Source organism: Methanolacinia petrolearia DSM 11571, from assembly GCF_000147875.1.
In the GTDB taxonomy this organism is placed as follows: Archaea; Halobacteriota; Methanomicrobia; order Methanomicrobiales; family Methanomicrobiaceae; genus Methanolacinia; species Methanolacinia petrolearia.
In genome coordinates this window covers 219,354-235,980 of the sequence record NC_014507.1, presented here as the reverse complement: position 1 = coordinate 235,980, position 16,627 = coordinate 219,354, and the positions used below count along the sequence as shown (strand labels likewise).

The 16,627-nt window shown below is 50.5% G+C and carries 16 protein-coding genes; 10 read left to right on the top strand and 6 right to left on the bottom strand.

The window, feature by feature from the left end:
- Positions 1-128: 128 nt before the first annotated feature.
- The 5 genes from MPET_RS01115 (at position 129) to MPET_RS01095 (ending at position 3,747) form a co-directional block, all read left to right on the top strand.
- Positions 129-959, top strand: a complete 831-nt coding sequence (locus tag MPET_RS01115; RefSeq protein WP_013328175.1) for an RAD55 family ATPase — start codon at positions 129-131, stop codon at positions 957-959.
- Entirely contained in the window at positions 956-1,654 is a 699-nt protein-coding gene (locus MPET_RS01110) for a KaiC domain-containing protein (protein WP_013328174.1), read from the top strand. Before MPET_RS01115 ends, MPET_RS01110 begins: the two co-directional genes overlap by 4 nt.
- 457 nt (positions 1,655-2,111) lie before the next feature.
- Positions 2,112-2,993 carry a DUF6159 family protein gene (locus MPET_RS01105; protein ID WP_013328173.1) on the top strand — a complete coding sequence of 294 codons (882 nt, stop codon included), beginning with the start codon at positions 2,112-2,114 and terminating at the stop codon, positions 2,991-2,993.
- A 126-nt stretch (positions 2,994-3,119) separates the two neighbouring features.
- The gene (locus MPET_RS01100) at positions 3,120-3,425 is read left to right on the top strand and encodes a nucleotidyltransferase family protein (protein WP_013328172.1); all 306 of its coding nucleotides are present in this window, start codon (positions 3,120-3,122) and stop codon (positions 3,423-3,425) included.
- Positions 3,415-3,747 carry a HepT-like ribonuclease domain-containing protein gene (locus MPET_RS01095; RefSeq protein ID WP_013328171.1) on the top strand — a complete coding sequence of 111 codons (333 nt, stop codon included), beginning with the start codon at positions 3,415-3,417 and terminating at the stop codon, positions 3,745-3,747. The genes MPET_RS01100 and MPET_RS01095 overlap by 11 nt, the downstream gene beginning before the upstream one ends.
- A gap of 33 nt (positions 3,748-3,780) precedes the next feature.
- On the opposite strand, the gene MPET_RS01090 is transcribed toward MPET_RS01095, so the two are convergent.
- The 5 genes from MPET_RS01090 to lonB all read right to left on the bottom strand — a co-directional run bounded on the left by MPET_RS01090 (position 3,781) and on the right by lonB (position 9,616).
- Positions 3,781-4,449, bottom strand: a complete 669-nt coding sequence (locus MPET_RS01090) for a hypothetical protein (RefSeq protein ID WP_013328170.1) — start codon at positions 4,447-4,449, stop codon at positions 3,781-3,783.
- 149 nt (positions 4,450-4,598) lie between these two features.
- Positions 4,599-4,853, bottom strand: a complete 255-nt coding sequence (locus MPET_RS01085; protein WP_013328169.1) for a pro-sigmaK processing inhibitor BofA family protein — start codon at positions 4,851-4,853, stop codon at positions 4,599-4,601.
- A gap of 2 nt (positions 4,854-4,855) precedes the next feature.
- Complete coding sequence (locus MPET_RS01080; protein WP_013328168.1) at positions 4,856-6,151, bottom strand: TldD/PmbA family protein; 1,296 nt, start codon at positions 6,149-6,151, stop codon at positions 4,856-4,858.
- Positions 6,144-7,472: a TldD/PmbA family protein gene (locus MPET_RS01075; protein ID WP_013328167.1), complete on the bottom strand. Its 1,329-nt coding sequence runs from the start codon at positions 7,470-7,472 to the stop codon at positions 6,144-6,146. Before MPET_RS01075 ends, MPET_RS01080 begins: the two co-directional genes overlap by 8 nt.
- 62 nt (positions 7,473-7,534) lie before the next feature.
- Entirely contained in the window at positions 7,535-9,616 is a 2,082-nt protein-coding gene (lonB, locus tag MPET_RS01070; RefSeq protein WP_013328166.1) for an ATP-dependent protease LonB, read from the bottom strand.
- 82 nt (positions 9,617-9,698) lie between these two features.
- Here lonB and MPET_RS01065 point away from each other — a divergent pair, with 82 nt between their 5' ends.
- The 5 genes from MPET_RS01065 to thsA all read left to right on the top strand — a co-directional run bounded on the left by MPET_RS01065 (position 9,699) and on the right by thsA (position 13,877).
- Positions 9,699-10,550, top strand: coding sequence for a ribose-phosphate diphosphokinase (locus tag MPET_RS01065; RefSeq protein WP_013328165.1), 852 nt, complete (start codon positions 9,699-9,701; stop codon positions 10,548-10,550).
- Complete coding sequence (locus MPET_RS01060) at positions 10,547-11,008, top strand: NOB1 family endonuclease (protein ID WP_013328164.1); 462 nt, start codon at positions 10,547-10,549, stop codon at positions 11,006-11,008. Before MPET_RS01065 ends, MPET_RS01060 begins: the two co-directional genes overlap by 4 nt.
- Positions 11,009-11,029: 21 nt before the next feature.
- On the top strand, positions 11,030-11,653 hold the full coding sequence (locus tag MPET_RS01055; protein WP_013328163.1) for an orotate phosphoribosyltransferase-like protein: 624 nt from the start codon (positions 11,030-11,032) through the stop codon (positions 11,651-11,653).
- A gap of 16 nt (positions 11,654-11,669) precedes the next feature.
- Positions 11,670-12,140, top strand: a complete 471-nt coding sequence (locus MPET_RS01050; protein WP_013328162.1) for a chemotaxis protein CheW — start codon at positions 11,670-11,672, stop codon at positions 12,138-12,140.
- 147 nt (positions 12,141-12,287) lie between these two features.
- Complete coding sequence (thsA, locus tag MPET_RS01045; protein WP_013328161.1) at positions 12,288-13,877, top strand: thermosome subunit alpha; 1,590 nt, start codon at positions 12,288-12,290, stop codon at positions 13,875-13,877.
- A 55-nt stretch (positions 13,878-13,932) separates the two neighbouring features.
- Here the strand turns inward: thsA and MPET_RS01040 are convergent, their stop codons facing one another.
- Positions 13,933-16,410: a PGF-pre-PGF domain-containing protein gene (locus MPET_RS01040; protein ID WP_048130462.1), complete on the bottom strand. Its 2,478-nt coding sequence runs from the start codon at positions 16,408-16,410 to the stop codon at positions 13,933-13,935.
- Between the last annotated feature and the right edge of the window lie 217 nt (positions 16,411-16,627).

Genomic DNA, 16,627 nt, shown 5'->3' with positions numbered 1-16,627 from the left:
CAGCTGTTCATATATAAATTATCATAATCAGAATCCGTCTGATTTTATGGCTTCGTCCGCAGGTGGAAGTTTTAGCGTTTGGTTTCAGCAAAATGTTTACATAAAAGGCAGATGAATTTATCAGTAGGATGAATGACAATCTGAACGAGCGTATGCCGACCGGGATATCTTCCCTCGATCCAGTACTGGACGGAGGAGTTCCGCCGGGATCGGTTGTCCTGCTCATCGGTGAACAGGGAGCCGGGAACAGGGAATTTGTCCAGAGTTCAATGATATATCTTTCAAAAATGAAAGCGGCCGGCCAAAACGGAGATAACAGAATCCTTCCCGAACAGATGGTCTATGTATCCTTCACAAGACTTACGTCGTCGATTATCGATGAGATCAAAATTTCATATAAGAAGGACCTTGTAGCAGGAATAGAAGAGAATATCTCTTTTATTGATCTCTCCAACTTCTATTTCGAAAAGAGTGTTGTCCCGAGGGGATGGTACTCGCATACCTCGCTTCTTACTGAAAAGGAAAAAGGCAAAGTTTCCGACAGCCTTGTCGCCGAACTGACGAATAGTCTCAGAAAGATCAAGAACAAAAGCCTGATCATCATCGATTCGCTGACGGACCTGAATACAACGATTAACAACCCTGATGAATGGAATCAGCTCATAGAGTTCCTGAGAGGATTGCAGAGAGTCGCGAAAACATGGAGAACCACGATATACATACTTGTCTCTGAAGGCATCTTCGAACGCAGCAAACTCATGGAGGTTGCAGACTGCTGCGATGCAATCGTTGACTTCAGGTGGGAGGAGACCACGGGGAGAAAGAGGCAGAGGATCATGTACTTCGTCAAGTTCGATGGGGCCATGCCGCACCTCGAAGAAAATGATCTTGTAAAGTTCGCATCGAAGATCACGACGGAAGCCGGATTCGAGGTCAGCAACATCAGGGTAGTTATATGAAGAAGAACAGGGTCAGGATGGGTATCGACGGTCTCGACGAGATGATGGACGGAGGGCTTATCGAAGGCAGCATCTGTTCGATCATCGGGACATACGGTACCGGAAAGACCACTTTTGCCCTCCAGTTTGCATATGACGGCCTTAAAAATAATGAAACAGTGGTATACATCAGTCTTGAGGAGAAGAAGGAAAGCATCTATGAAAAGATCGAGGATCGTGGTTTCGAACTGGAAAAGTACCGTGACCTGACTCTTTTCGTGATCAAGCTCGATCCTACGGATTTCAACCTCTCTATAAACAGCATCAGGAATGAACTTCCAGAACTTATCTACGAGATTGGCGCAAAAAGGGTTATAGTCGACCCGATCTCCCTCTTCGAGGGCCTCTTCGACGACGAATCACAGAGGAGGCTCGAGATGTTCAGGCTTGTCGAGATCCTCCGCGACCTGAAATGCACTGTTCTCATGACGAGCGAACACAACAGGAACGACGCATATGCAAGCCGGTACGGCCTTATAGAGTATCTTGCGGACACTGTCGTCGTCCTGAAGTACATCCGCCCGGACGATCTCGCCGAGGTTCACACGGCTGTTGAGGTCGTCAAGATGAGGAGTTCGAATCATTCCAGAGAGATCAAGCCCTACGAGATCGAGGAAGACGAGATTAACGTCTATTCCGAGGCCAGTGTCTTCTGAGTTTTTTTGTAAATATTGTAATAAGCCGGACAAGAGGGTGGAGGATTCCCCAATCTCCTGATGACTAATAACAAGATTTTTCCTAAGGCAACCCTTGCGCAAGTTCGCTTCGCATCCGCTCCGCGAACACGCCCTGACCCCAGGGCTTTACGCTATGGCGATAACCCGGCCTTTCGGCCGGGGAGAACAAACTTTTAGAGACATTGAAAGGGCGACAGCCCTTTATGGAGCAGGAGGGGATGCCCGTTCATCCCCAACTGTGACCTATCGCCATGTGGGGGAGGGTAATAGGGAGGGGGAACCTTTCCCCTCCCTTGATACTATTCAATAATGCCAGGGTTGCCCCGCAGGGGCTTATGCCCCTAGTAATCAGAAATAGTCAGAAGAACTAACTTCGATATTGAAATCATAAGATTGAACTATAACCGTTATAACCAAAAACCCCCAACTCTATTCAATGACCGGACGAATTTCACGCGGGTGGAGGCTTTTCAAGGCTACATTCGCAATATTAAAGGCCGAGAAAAGTCTTGCACTCTTCCCGGTGATCTCGGCGATTCTGAGTCTGCTTGTTCTGGTAGTGTTCATATTTCCTGCACTGATGATCTTCAGCTCGACCGGCGCCGACACGGAATCCTGGGGAGCGACCCAGTACGCGATGTGGATAGTATTCCTGTTCGCATTCTACTTCGTAATATACCTGATTACCATTTTCTTCAAAGGTGCCGTCATTTCGAACGCAACCGAGGTAATGAAGGGGAACAACCCGACGATGGGGCAGGGAATAGGAGCGTCGGCCTCTCATATCGGAAAGCTTGCTGTATGGGCATTGATCCAGGCGACAATCGGGCTTATCCTGAGCATGATCCGCAACAGGGACAATATCGTTGCAACGATTATATCGTCGCTCATAGCAGCTGCATGGGAGCTTGTCACGTTCTTCGTAATACCGATTCTCATATTCGAAGAACAGGGCATCCCTGGCTCGATCAAGGAGTCATGGAACCTTTTCAAGAAGACCTGGGGCGAAACGGTGGTATCCGGGTTTTCTTTCGTCCTCATCTATATTCCCGCGTTCATCCTGTTCTTCCTTGCAATAGGATCAATCGCTCTCGGGATACAAACTGTAACGATCGCGGCGTTCGGGCTCTTCCTGATCGTTCTGCTTTCAACCGCTGTTCTGGCGTCGACTCTCCACGGAATCCTCGTGGCACTGCTCTATAACTTTGCAAAGACCGGTGAGATCCCGGACATGATCGATCGCGATCTCATCGAGAATGCGTTTGTCGAATCGAAGAAAAAGAAGACCCCCGCATATTCAGGCGGCGGAAACATCTGAGTCCGAATTACCTAAGATTACTTTTTATTTTTTCAATAAATCTATTGCATATGCATTCTTAAGCAATAATTTAACATATCAGGCACATATTAGGATCAACTGATAACAAAAACACAGCTGAAAATTATGAATGAATCCAACCTGAAAGTCCCGAAAAAAAAGATCGCGGAGTTCTGCAAAAGGAATCATATAAGAAGATTCGCTCTCTTCGGGTCCGTACTCCGGGATGACTTCGGACCTGACAGCGATGTCGACATCCTCGTGGAATTTGAAGACAATCATACCCCTGGACTTTTCAAAATTTTTGATCTGGAGGAAGAACTTTCAGTTATTTTTGGAAACAGGAAGATCGATCTCAGGACCCCCGGCGACCTGAGCAGGTACTTCAGGGCGGAAGTAATCAGTAACAGTGAAGTCTGCTATGGAACGTAATGACAGGATCTATGTTCTTCATGCTGTTGACGCGGCAGAGAAGGCGCTTGAAATTTCAGGCAGAATTCAAAGAAAGGATCTTGATTCAGATGAAATCTACGGACTTGCTCTCATAAGACTTCTTGAAATCATTGGTGAGGCTGCCAATCTTGTTTCGGCAGACTTTCAGGAGAAATATCCGGCAATCCCATGGAAACATATGATCAGTATGAGAAACAGATTAATTCATGGATATTTCGATATTAACTACGACATCGTCTGGGACACAGTAAAAAATGACCTTCCTCCACTTATCAAATCATTAAAACAGGCTTTAAAATAATTTTTTCATTCAAAAAAAGGGAAGTCAAATAACTTATAAAACCTCATCTATTTCTTTCTGGAGCGTTTTGAACTGTGACTTCCAGTCCCTGATCTGAGCAAGATTCTGCGAGCAGAATTCATTCATTTTCTCCGAATCCGAATTTGCCTGCTTTTCTACAAGCTTTTCTTCAAGAACGTCCAGATCGGATAAAAACGATTCAATCAGGTCATGCATATCATGCATTGCAGATCGTGCACGCTGAACATTATGGGCCTCCGCTGCATCTTCCATATTATTCGCTATCCGGAGCATTTCGGGCAGGCGAACAGAAACGGAATCGATAAAATCAGACATATATTCCATGGCGAATAACCCGGCATCCAGATCCTCCCTCTCGCTTTCAGTAAGAGCCGAACGGTCGATACCGGCCATTATCGTATTTATCTCGTTCATATCGGATTTCAGAACTGCTAATCGGGATTGCACTTCGACAGGATCAGAGTTCCCGGGGTCACTCAGATAGACATTCATGTCGGCAATTTCAGATTCAACGTTCTCCATAAGCGGTTCCGCCTGTTCCAGCTGACGTGTGATCTCAGCTCTTTTGCTGATAGAATCGAGACATCCCGAAGAGACAGAAATAACGATGACTAAAAGGATTAAAACTACTACAAGTCCCTGGTTATTTACAGAATTTTTTTTCTTTTCATTAAAGGGCATAATTTCCCCCCCGCAATATAACAAAATCGGTAACAATTCATTTTAATATTGCGAATTATTTTCACAACATCGGACCATTTATTCCCGGAATATGTGACGATAATATCAAAAAAGCAAAAAAAAAGATTTCAGGGAGAACTATAAAAAAATTATATCGAAATCCCTGCAAAATTCAAAACGATCAGCAGGATCGCACCGGGGAGGCCGCCGAGTGCACAGACGAGGACCGCTCCCCAGGTGAGTTTGAACGATTCCATCCCGAGAATATTGAGCTGGCTGATAATTACAATCGTGACTATTCCGACGATCGAATTGACAATCAGCGTCGTTACGTTCTTCAGGAAATACCAAAGCACTATGACAATACCTGCCGCGATAAGGACAGTGATCAGCGTATCAATCATTACTATTTACCAACGACCCGAAGATTATTAAATCTCACCGAGGGCATAATCACGTTTCCAAGCTCCCTCGGCTCTTTCGACACACCCGCTATCGATTTAAGCATTTCAAATACATTCCCGGAGAGCATCGCCGCCCGGACAGCATCGGTATCCTCTCCTCCTTCCCTCCAAGTCGAGTTAGAGGTCTCGACCGAGAAGTCGCCGGTAATACCGTTCGCGGTATGTGCACCGATTACGTCGTGGACATAGAGAACCTTCTCGTCGAAGATATCCTGCCTTTCGCCTTCAAAGTAGAGGTTGTGGAAACCTATCGAGGGCGAATCGCCCGATCTGACCGCACTGCCGGTCGATTTCTCGCCGTACCTGTATGCGGTTTTTAAGTCATACGAAAATTCGTTTACGACCCCGTCTTTAATGAGATCCAGGACCCTCGTCGGGACACCTTCGGCATCCCTCACCCACGAACCCTGCCCGTGGAATGGATCGTCCCTGAGAGTAAACGACTCGTCAAGACACTGCTCCCCGAGCTTATCGGCGAAATAAGATCGCCCGGCCTTCACATTCTTCCCGGACAGTGCCGGAACGACAATTCCTCCGATAAGCTGGCTGGCCGCAATCGGTGAGAGGACGACATCATACGTCCCGGTGTCGATCTCCCCGGCACCCACAGAATGTGCCGCAAGGTATGCCGCCTGCTTCCCGACATCATACGGGTTGATCCTGTCGGCAAAGCAGACAATGTCGCTCTCGTATCCGGTCGAAGTCCCGGATATGGTCTCAAGGGAGACACCAATTCGGGTTCTGGCTCCTTCATATACGAGACCTGCCGAATTTGCCAGTTTATAAGATGAAGCAGACGCCGAAGCACCGCCCCCTGCGACATCTACAGAATATTCCGAGGCGCCGTTCAGCAGATCCTCGATATATCCAGAAATAAGAGATGAATCGAGTGCAAGCTTCTCGTCGAATACACTCTCCGGAGTTCCGTTCGTTGCAGACGGACCCGGAAGACCTTCCCAGTCCTGTCCCGCGGCAAACTTAGAGCCGGCCTTCGCCGCTTCAAGGCATTTCTCCCATCTTGCGGGATCGTTCGTAGTCGAGCACCCTATCTTTCCGCCGTCGATAATGCGGATACAGAATACCCACGAATCCGAGACACCGGCCTCGCCAATCTCCCGTCCCTTAAGGGTTGCATGGATGCTTTTCCCGGATTCGTAGGCTACCTCGACCTCGTCCGCTATCTTCTGCCCCTTCCGGATGATATCGTCGATTATGGAATCGCTGTCGAATTCAGACACCCTGACCACCTACCACTGCGTCCTTCAGCAGAACATGCGGCGATCCGTCCGTAACCGGGACGGACTGCCCGCCTTTTCCACAATAACCCTGGTTGAGCCGCAGGTCGTTGCCGCAGAGGACGATGTTGTGCATCGTTTTCAGGATATCGCCTGAGAGGGAGACGTCCCTTATCATACCCGCGAGTTCGCCGTTCTCGATCACATAGCCGTATTCGGCGTTGAACTGGAATACTCCCCTGCCAGGATCGACCTGTCCTCCTCTTGAGCCCTTCAGCAGAACACCGTTCCTGCACTCTGCCACAATCTCGTCGTATGTGGAGTCCCCGTTCTCTATGAATGTGTTGCTCATCCTGACCTGGGGAACCGCTCCGCCCTCGGCACGGGCATGACCTGCATCTCCGTCGCCGATGAGTGCAAGGGTCTGCCTGTTGTGGATATATGAGTTAAGGACACCTTTTTTGATAATCGCGGTCTTCTTCGGCCTGACGCCTTCCGCATCCAGCGGCATGAACCCGAACTCGTGAAGGGTCGGATCGTCCGTGACCGAAAGGGCAGAATCGCCGATCTTCTCTCCGATACGGCCTTTAAGCACCGAAACTCCTTCCTTGACGAGATCTCCCTCGCTTGCATGGCCGACCGCCTCGTGTGCGAAGACTCCGGCGAGCTCCTGGTCCAAGACTGCGTTCATGATCCCGCCCTTCGCAGGAGCCGCTTCGAGAAGCTTCAGCGCCCTTTCAGCCGCTTCCATTCCTTTGTGCTCCTTGTGGTACATGTTCAGCCCTGCGATTGTTCTCTCGCTCTCCCTTGCCGCCTGCATGTTCCCGTTACGGCCTGCGATCGCGTTAATCCCATAACCTGACCGGCATACGGGATACGAATACTCGTTCCCGCAGGAATCGGTGAAATAAACCGTGGAAGATCCTTCCACGTATCCCGCACGGGTGCTTACGATCCCGTCTATACGGGCCGAAGACTCAATCGCCCGGAGCAGGTCGCACTTCTCCTCGAGTGAGACATCAGCGGGATTATTTTCAATCTTCGGGACATCAAGAAGGCCGGAGGGTGCATCTCCAAGAATGACTTCTTCCTCCGTAACCGATGCATAACGCATAGCTTCACGGATGAAACCCTCGATATCCTTCTTTGTTTTGCCGGAAAAGTTCTCGATGCTGACAAGGCCCCAGCCCTTCTTCCCGAGAACGCGGAGAAGTGCGACATCGTAAAAACTGCTTCCGGCAGAGTCGATCCTCCCGTTCTCGATATCTATATGGGTAGAGACCCCGCTCACATGCCGAATATCATAATATCTTGGTTCTTCCATTCTAAAACCCCTGAAAAATGCAATTGTAAATTATTGTTTATTATTATAATTGCGGGTGATATTCACCCATGGAGAGGTTTTGGGGGAGCTTTTATGTTTATCTCCGAGGGAGTGATCTTTGCAAGCTCCTTTACCCTCTCCATGAAATCCTTCTTCTTCTCCGGCACAAGTGCGATATCAAGCACATCCTCGAACTTTTTGACCGGTATTATAGTGACCATCTCCTTGTAGCGATCCTCGATGAGAACGTCGGCAAGGTTCGACTCGGGAATGATGATCGTCGTAATGCCCGCCTTTGCGGCTGCCTCGATCTTGTAGGTGACTCCTCCTATCGGGAGTACATTGCCCCTTACCGAGAGCGAACCGGTCATCGCTACGTCCTGCCTGACCGGGATTCCCTCTATTGCACTGATTACCGCTGTTGCAACGCTGACCGAGGCCGAGTCTCCCTCGACCCCGTTGTATGTCCCGATGAACTGGATGTGGATATCCATGTCCTTGATATCCTTCTGGGTCAGCTTCTTGATGATCGCACTGATGTTCTTTATCGACTCCTGTGCGATCTCCTTCAGGAGACCCGTTGCAATGACCTCTCCGCCGACCTTGCTCTGCGTCGGTGTCGCTTCCGCCATAATCGGGAGGACCTGGCCAGAGTCGTGGCCGACGACCGCAAGACCATTTACCCTTCCGATCTCGGAGCCGCTTACGACCGTCAACTCGTACTCGCGGCTCCTCTGCGTGATCTCGCCGGAGATCTGGTCCTCGACAGACCTTGCGATCTCTTTTGCCTTTAAGACATGTTCTGCGGTCGTAATTTCCGAATCGTCCTGCCGGGCCATATCTCCCGCAACACGGATCAGCCCACCCATGTCACGAAGCTTCAGTGTAATATGTCCCTTCCTGTTGCTCCGGCGGCGTGCCTCTCTCATGATCTCCTCGATCGCACCCTTGTCGAACGGCGGAATCTTCCCGTCGTTCTTTACTTCCTGTGCAATGAAACGGATGAACTTCTTTTGGTTCTCCTCGGTGTCGGGCATCGAGTCCTGCATGAAGAGTTCGTAACCGTATCCACGGATACGCGACCTGAGAGCCGGGTGCATCCCTTCGATGGCATCCACGTTTCCTGCCGCGATCATGACGAACCTGCACGGCACGGGTTCGGTTTTGACCATCGCACCACTCGATCTCTCGCTCTGGCCTGTTATAGGGAACTCTCCCTCCTGTAAGGCTGTTAAGAGATTCTGCTGGGAATGGGGCGTCAGGGTATTGATCTCATCTATAAAGAGAACACCCTTGTTCGCCTTGTGGATCGCACCCGCCTCTACACGGTCGTGTGCAGGGGTCTCGAGACCTCCGGACTGGAACGGATCGTGGCGGACGTCGCCGAGCAGTGCACCTGCATGTGCACCGGTTCCGTCGACGTAAGGTGCGTTGCCCTCCTTCTGGCTGGATACGAGCAGCTTCGGGACCATTGCCTCCTCTTTCGGCCTGGTGTACTGGAGCGCCATGAAGATGAACGCCGCACCGATGATTCCCATAAGCAGCTGTCCGGTGATTATGGCGTACCCCATTATTCCGAATACGAGGAGCATTATCATCGTATTTCTTGTCTGGGCACGCTTCTTCGCCTCGGCCTTGTGGGCGTTGACGATCTCCTTGCCCCTTCCCGCCTTGACAGTCCTTACGATCGGCGTGTTGGAGTCGTCGGAGTTGGGATAGACCAGAATGTCCTGGAGGTCCTCTTTGGGCAGAAGTTCGGCCATCGCCTTTGCAAGCATCGATTTGCCTGTACCCGGCGTTCCTATCATCATCACGTGCCTGCGCTGGATTGCGGCTTTCTTGATGACCTCTACCGCATGGTCCTGGCCGATGACCTGGTCGATGAGCCTCTTGGGGACCTCGATCTCGGATGAAGAGTTCAGGGTATCGAGATCGATCTCCTCGGTCTTAATCCCCGGCTGGCCGGCATCTTCGGTAGAGTGATCCCCTGTGTCGGCGGCGATAAGTTTCGGGCCTTCTCCGGGCTTCCCGGGGTCAGCGGTAAAACCGGCATCCTCAGGAGCAGAAGGGGTTTCATTAACCGGCGATTCGACAATATCTTCCGGTTTATCGATATTTTCATTTATTGTATCTTCATTATTCATTGGTATGTGTACCTCTGACAAACGATAGTGCTTATATGGTTCATTTCGATACTTTAAGTACTTTCCAGAATAGGTAATCCTGATGAAGATCATTGGTGCAGAGCATTCCCAGGTTCTTGCGGCGAAAACCGCTCATATATTAGGCGCCGAACTGCTTTCGGCAGAATTCAGATCGTTTCCCGACGGCGAACTCTACGTAAGGGCTGATGCCCCGGCAGAAGATTTGGTGATTATAGGCAGCATTACAAACAGCGACTCGCTGATCCAGCTCCTCCTGCTGATCGACGCCTGCGAAGAGGCTGACAGCCTTTCGCTTGTAATTCCTTACATGGGCTATGCAAGGCAGGACAAGAAGTTCAGGCCGGGCGAACCGATCAGTGCAAGGGCCGTTGCACTAGCTCTTTCGCAGGGAATAGACAGGGTTTATACGATCAATATTCACGAGAACACGGTCCTCGATCATTTCGAGGTCCCTGCAGAGAACATAAGCATCGCAGAGAGGATCAGCGACTACATCCGCTCGATGAAGCCGGGAAATCCCCTCATCCTTGCTCCGGACGAGGGAGCCGCAGACTTTGCATCTGATGTCGCGTCATTCGGAGGCTTCGAGCACGACCACCTGCAAAAGATCCGCCTCTCGGGAACCGAAGTTAACATCGCTCCGAAGAACATGGATGCGAACGGAAGGACGGTCTTCATAGTCGACGACATCATATCCACCGGCGGAACCCTTGCAACTGCCGCAGGGATGCTGAAAGAGCAGGGGGCGGCCGAGGTGCATGCCGCATGCGTCCACGGTGTGTTTACAAACGGCGGCTACGCCAGACTCGCGGCTGCAGGCATCAAATCCGTCGCAGCAAGCGATACGATAGAGTCGGGTGCAAGCAGCTTCTCAGCGGCGGAATCGATCTCAGCCGCACTGCGTGGAAGATGAAGAGAAAGATAGTAACAGATTCGACATTCTTTTTTACCGATCTCCCCCTCGACGGAGATCTCATAGTCCCATCCGCCGTCTTTGAGGAATTAAAGGACCTCAACTCGAAGATGAGATTTGAAAAATACCGCGAATCCGGCCTCATCGTTACCGGCCCGGATAGAAAATCTGTCGAAGAGGTCAAAAAAGCCGCAACGAAGAGCGGCGACATCTCCGTTCTCTCCGCGACCGATATCGATGTGGCGGCACTTGCATACGAGACAGGAGCCGCAGTCGCTACCGACGACTTCGCACTCTCGAATACCGCACAGCACATGGGAATCGAGGTGATCCCGCTCCAGCAGAGGGCGGCAAAGAAAAAAAAGTGGCGTTACAGGTGCACCGGTTGCGGCAGGTACTACAGCGAACCGGGCATCTGCGAGGTCTGCGGGCTGGAGATAAAAAGAAAGGTTAAGTGATCGCAGGCTGATTCTATTTTTATGTCATCCCTTGACGAACTCATCAGCAAAGCCAGGCTTCTCCACTCGGAAGGCCGGAGCACCAGCCAGATCTCGGATGAGCTCAGCCTCTCCGCAGAGACTGTGACATGGCTCCTGACCAGGGAAAAGAGCGGAGGAGACGTGCCCAGAGACGTACTCATAGACTGGTCGAGTATAAGCTGCGATTCGAACAACCTCTGCCTTGCCGCATCGATGATGGCGCAGAGATTTTATTTTGCACGCGAACAGGCGGGACTTTCCGAAGAGGAAGGCAGCGGCTTTCCGGATGTGGTCATAGGCATCGCACATTCAGGAATCCCCCTTGCGACTCTTATAGCCGGAAATGAAGGTGCAATGTTCGCGATGTACCACCCGAAGAAGCATGCACAGGGCGACAGCCCCTCGGGATCGCTCAACAGCAGTTTTGCGGGTGTTTCTAACAGATCGTGCCTGATCGTGGACGATGTTGTTACCACCGGAAATACAATTACAGAGGCAATAGAATATATCCGTAAGCACGGAGGGGAGCCTGTGGGGATTTTAGTACTCTTCGACAAGAGAGGACTGAAAGAGATCGGCGGTGTTCCGCTCTATTCGCTGGTTAAGGTCGAAAGGATCGACTAATCAGGAGGATACGAAAATGGCATTAATAGATGTTGTTGTTTTTGAGATAGGAGGAACGCTTTACGCACTGGATATTCATCTCGCAAGAGAGATCGTGGAGATGATGCCTATTACTCCAGTTCCAAGGGCTCCACCACATATAGCGGGCATTATCAACCTCAGGGGCGAGATTACAAACATTCTCAACCTGAACAGGATACTAAATCTTCCTGAGCACGAGAACGAAGAGACCCAGAAGATAATCGTCCTCATGCCCGATGCATCAGGCGGATCGAATGTTGGCATCATCGTCGACAATGTCCGCAGCGTCATCCAGGTCGAGGAAGAAAATATCGATAGTATGGACAACTCTTTTTCAAAGGAAGCTTTTGTCAAGGGCATAATCAAAGAGAAGACAGAGGAATCAGGCGCAGCAGGCAAGACGGATCTCATAATCTGGCTTGATATGAACCTGATTCTTGCCGGTTTAAATATCGAAAACCTGTAAGATGCGGCGATGATCAGAAAGAACCCGGATCGTTATAATCCGGGGAGAAAACTTTTTTAATAACTGCAACATGAATAGATATAGATCGGATATTATATATAGAACTTCAAAACCACATTTATGGCAGATCACATAGGAGCACGTAATATGTTAGCTGGACAGCCCATTATAATTTTACGCGATAATGTCGACGTTACAAGCGGAAGGGAGGCGCAGCACTCGAATATCATGGCCTGCAAAGCCATTGCAAGTGCTGTCCGCACGACCCTCGGTCCCCGCGGAATGGACAAGATGCTCGTATCCCCGTCGGGAGATGTGGTAATCACAAACGACGGTGCAACTATTCTTCATGAGATTTCGGTAGAGCACCCCGCAGCTAAGATGATGATATCGGTTGCAGAGGCCCAGGACGACGAGGTCGGCGACGGCACTACGACATCCTGCATTCTCATCGGCGAACTCATGGAAGAGGCGGAAAGACTCTTTGCAAAGAAGATCCACCCGACGGTCATCGCCAACGGATATACTCTCGCAATGGAGAAGGCACTTGAGATCCTCAACGAAAACGCGATTGAGTCCAAAGGAGAGGACAGGGAACTCCTCGTAAAAGTTGCAAACACGGCCGTTACAGGCAAGTCGATCGAGATGATGAAGGATAAGATCTCCTCGATCGTTGTTGATGCCGTGCTCGCTGTTGCCGAGAAGGACGAGAATGGGAAATATGCAATCGACGAGGACGATGTTAAGATCAAGACGGTTGTAGGCGACAGTCTCGAAGAGGCTGAACTTCTCTCCGGGTTTATGATCGACAAGACACGCTGCGACGAGGGAATGCCGAAGAAGGTCACGAACGCAAAGGTCGCACTTCTCGCCCAGCCTCTCGAGATAAAGAAGACCGAGACGAAGTCGAAGATCAAGATCACAACCTCCGAGCAGATGGAAGCATTTTCGGACAGTGAGAAGGCGAAGCTGAAGGAATATGCAGATCTGATCGTTGCATCCGGTGCAAATGTGGTTCTCTGCCAGAAGGGAATCGCCGACGCAGTCCAGTACCACCTTTCCCATGCAGGAATCCTTGCAATCCAGGACGTACCCGAGAAGGACATGAAGTCTTTCTCCCGTGCACTCCACGGAACGATCGTCAACTCGGTAAAGGATCTCGACGAATCGGTCTTCGGAAACGCCGAGAGCGTCGAGGAGATGAAAGATATCAAAGCGACGAAGTTTACCGGGTGCAAGAACGGAAAGATCGTCACGATCCTCCTGAAGGGCTCCAACCAGATCTTCGTCGACGAACTCGAGCGTGCGGCATATGATGCGGCTCGTGTCGTGATGGATGCACTTGAGGACGGGAAGTATGTTGTCGGCGCCGGTGCAATAGACGCTGAACTCTGCCTCGGTCTCCGCTCGTATGCGGCTACTGTAGGCGGAAGGACACAGCTTGCAATCGATGCGTTCGCTAACATCTTCGAAGCGATCCCGAACACCCTTGCGGAGAACTCGGGACTCGACCCGATCGACATCCTCGTAGACCTGAAGTCAGCACATGCAAACGGGGAGAAATACGCAGGAATCAACGTGTTCACCGGAAAGATCGTGAACATGTATGACGACGGCGTAATAGAGCCGATGCGTGTCAAGAGACAGGCAATCCAGAGTGCGGCAGAGACTGCGGCACTTCTCATCAGGGTAGACGACATGATGGTTTCAAAGTCTGCCGCCCAGATGAACAGATAATTTCAATCTTTTTTTAGTCTATTTCAAATTAAAAACAGATATTTTTCAGGCAGATTCATCTCCGCCCGTGGTCCCACCAGTCCGGATATTCATCCTTCTTTTTGCGGCTTACAAGCCCGATAACTGCTATTATTACCAGTATAACGGCAAGTGCCGGGATGGCAAGAGAAGTCAGGGATTTTTCCCCTTCGGCAATAGAAGAATTGCCGGGTGAAGTTGTAGACACAGCTGTTGCGACGGAAGACGACGGGGTATTTACAGATGTTGCGGCCTGCGTAGCGACCTCAGTCTCTGTTCCCTCCGGGATTATTGTCGCATCTTCGGATACGGCGATTGCAAACCACGAGAATGACGGAGTTTCGGCACTGTAATAATAGTATGTCCCGTCTTCACCTGTGAACGTTGTAGTAAGTTCCTCCCATTCGTCAGTTTCTTCGTTGAAACGCAGCATCAAGACATCTCCGTAACCATATCCGTTCGATGCCGGCCAGCTCTTCTTTACCTTGAAGTAAAACATCAGATCGGAGAGATCAGATTCATCCGCATAGTAGAGAGTCACTTCCTCGTACTCGTAGACATCCCAATCCGGTTCTCCGACAGAAGACGGGACAGAACTGTCTTTTCGGACCGTTATCATCAGTTTTTCAATATCCGTTTTTGCGGTCAGATCCACCCTGTAAACCGCACCTTTGTTCATCTCCAGCGAGACGTTTTCACCAGCCTTCAGGTCTTCAGCGAAACCTATGCCTGTATCGGTGTTAGACCCTCCGCTCCCGCCGGACGATGATCCCCCTCCGGAATTTACCTGTACCGTGCAGTTAGCTATCTGATTGTCCACGGTGGCGGCAATCGTTGCAGTCCCGGGGGAAGATGAAGAATAAGTGGTTGCCGAAACTCCCGAAACTGTAGCACCTGAAAGAGACGAAAGGCTTCCCGGACCGCCTGCAAGGGTGAACGTAACCGGGATTCCATCCGGAACATATCCCCCCGGAGATGTGTCTTCGTCCGCCGAATTACGAGTCAGGTCAGCACTGACGATGGATGAGTCGCCGGCTGTTATCGAAGAAGGCGAGGGGGCGGTGCCGAGAACAAGCCACGGAGAGACGTCGACCGGTCCTCCGCTTAACGCCTTCGTGTAACCGGACGGGTCCGAATTCGTTCCCCACCAGTTGTTCTCCGCATCCATTGTCCCGTCCTCCATCACAACCGCAGTCCCGCCATTGCAGTCGTAGATCCTGCAATAATGAATAGCGGAAATACTGTAATTGGCGTATATTACACCCCCATACATATTTTCTGCCGAACAGTTAGTGAAGTCGGAGGACGTGATTGTGGCATAGGTTGTATAATCAGTATCAGAAAGGATTGCTCCGGCATAATTCAACGCCGAACAGCCGGTAAAGGTGCAGGAGCTGATAGTAAGATAATTGTTGTCCATTGATAAGATCGCACCGCCGGAATCGATTCCCCTGCAATTGATAAAAGTGCATGAAATAACGGTGACAGTGGACAATTCCGAATACAATCCACCGCCGGCACTTGCCCGGCAACCTGTAAAGGAAGAAGAGGAGATCAGGAAAGTTCCGCCGGCGTCATAATTGGAGCAGATGCCGCCACCATAACTATAGCCACCCGTGCCATAACAGCTGGTGAAGGAACAGGAGGTTACTGTCGCATCGAGGGAAGAGATCCCGCCGCCGTCATAGACCGCCTTGCAGTCAGTGAAATCACAGAATACAACAGAAGTAGTGTTGGAATAAATGCCGCCGCCATCACCCTTCGAACTACAGTTTATGAAACTACATGACTCTGCGACGACATCATCAGACGATATCCCTCCGCCGATACCTGTGGAAGTATACGCAGCACAGTCCGTGAAATTACACGACCGGACCGTTACCGCATCGGAAAAGATCCCCCCACCGGACCATGCAAAACAGCCGGTGAAACTGCACGATATCGCCGTCACGTCATCCGATGAGATTGCACCGCCCAGGCAGACCGATGATCCGCATCTCGTGAAACTGCATGACGTCGTATTAACGACCGCGGCACAGATTGCACCCCCGGTATTCGAGAAACAGTCGTTAAACGTGCAGGACGTTGCGATAACGTTGCCGCTTGACGAGTAGATCGCACCGCCGTTTCCCAAAGTCAGCGCCGAACAGTCGGTTATGACCGAAGACGAGATCTCGACACTGCCGTTGGTTGTGCAGATTGCTCCGCCTTCTTCGTCAGAAAGGCTTCCATTCGTCAGTGTCAGACCCTCGATTGTGAGCGTATAGCCTGCCGTACTGTTATCATAAAAGATCCTGCCGGAATTCATCGCGTCGATTATCGTATTCCCCGCACTCCCGCCTGCGGAAATATTGGACATTATTGTCACGTTCTTTGAAACCGTGATATTGTACTGCTGATATGTTCCCGGATTCAGGATAAGAGTATCTCCTGGAGAGGCGAGCGAGATATTGGCCTCGATCGAGTCTGTCGTATTCAGCGTCCATACCTCAGCCGATACCGGGGCTGCGATCACTAACAGTCCTAAAAATAGAATTAAAGTTAAAATAAACCTGTATAGACCAGACCTGCCATTAAAGCCGGGCAGGCGGCAATCTGCTGATACAGCCAAGGTGTCCTCCGATAATTCGTTCCCCATATAAAATCCCATGAAAACGAAGGCAGTTCCCAGGCGGTACAAGCTCCGTCAACCATTTCAGTGTTAAGAAGTATTTACAGTGAAACTATAATAC

Coding starts and splice junctions, on each gene's coding strand:
- MPET_RS01115 (WP_013328175.1), top strand. CDS start 129: ATGAATGACAATCTGAACGAGCGTATGCCGACCGGGATATCTTCCCTC.
- MPET_RS01110 (WP_013328174.1), top strand. CDS start 956: ATGAAGAAGAACAGGGTCAGGATGGGTATCGACGGTCTCGACGAGATG.
- MPET_RS01105 (WP_013328173.1), top strand. CDS start 2,112: ATGACCGGACGAATTTCACGCGGGTGGAGGCTTTTCAAGGCTACATTC.
- MPET_RS01100 (WP_013328172.1), top strand. CDS start 3,120: ATGAATGAATCCAACCTGAAAGTCCCGAAAAAAAAGATCGCGGAGTTC.
- MPET_RS01095 (WP_013328171.1), top strand. CDS start 3,415: ATGGAACGTAATGACAGGATCTATGTTCTTCATGCTGTTGACGCGGCA.
- MPET_RS01090 (WP_013328170.1), bottom strand. CDS start 4,449: ATGCCCTTTAATGAAAAGAAAAAAAATTCTGTAAATAACCAGGGACTT.
- MPET_RS01085 (WP_013328169.1), bottom strand. CDS start 4,853: ATGATTGATACGCTGATCACTGTCCTTATCGCGGCAGGTATTGTCATA.
- MPET_RS01075 (WP_013328167.1), bottom strand. CDS start 7,472: ATGGAAGAACCAAGATATTATGATATTCGGCATGTGAGCGGGGTCTCT.
- lonB (WP_013328166.1), bottom strand. CDS start 9,616: ATGAATAATGAAGATACAATAAATGAAAATATCGATAAACCGGAAGAT.
- MPET_RS01065 (WP_013328165.1), top strand. CDS start 9,699: ATGAAGATCATTGGTGCAGAGCATTCCCAGGTTCTTGCGGCGAAAACC.
- MPET_RS01060 (WP_013328164.1), top strand. CDS start 10,547: ATGAAGAGAAAGATAGTAACAGATTCGACATTCTTTTTTACCGATCTC.
- MPET_RS01055 (WP_013328163.1), top strand. CDS start 11,030: ATGTCATCCCTTGACGAACTCATCAGCAAAGCCAGGCTTCTCCACTCG.
- MPET_RS01050 (WP_013328162.1), top strand. CDS start 11,670: ATGGCATTAATAGATGTTGTTGTTTTTGAGATAGGAGGAACGCTTTAC.
- thsA (WP_013328161.1), top strand. CDS start 12,288: ATGTTAGCTGGACAGCCCATTATAATTTTACGCGATAATGTCGACGTT.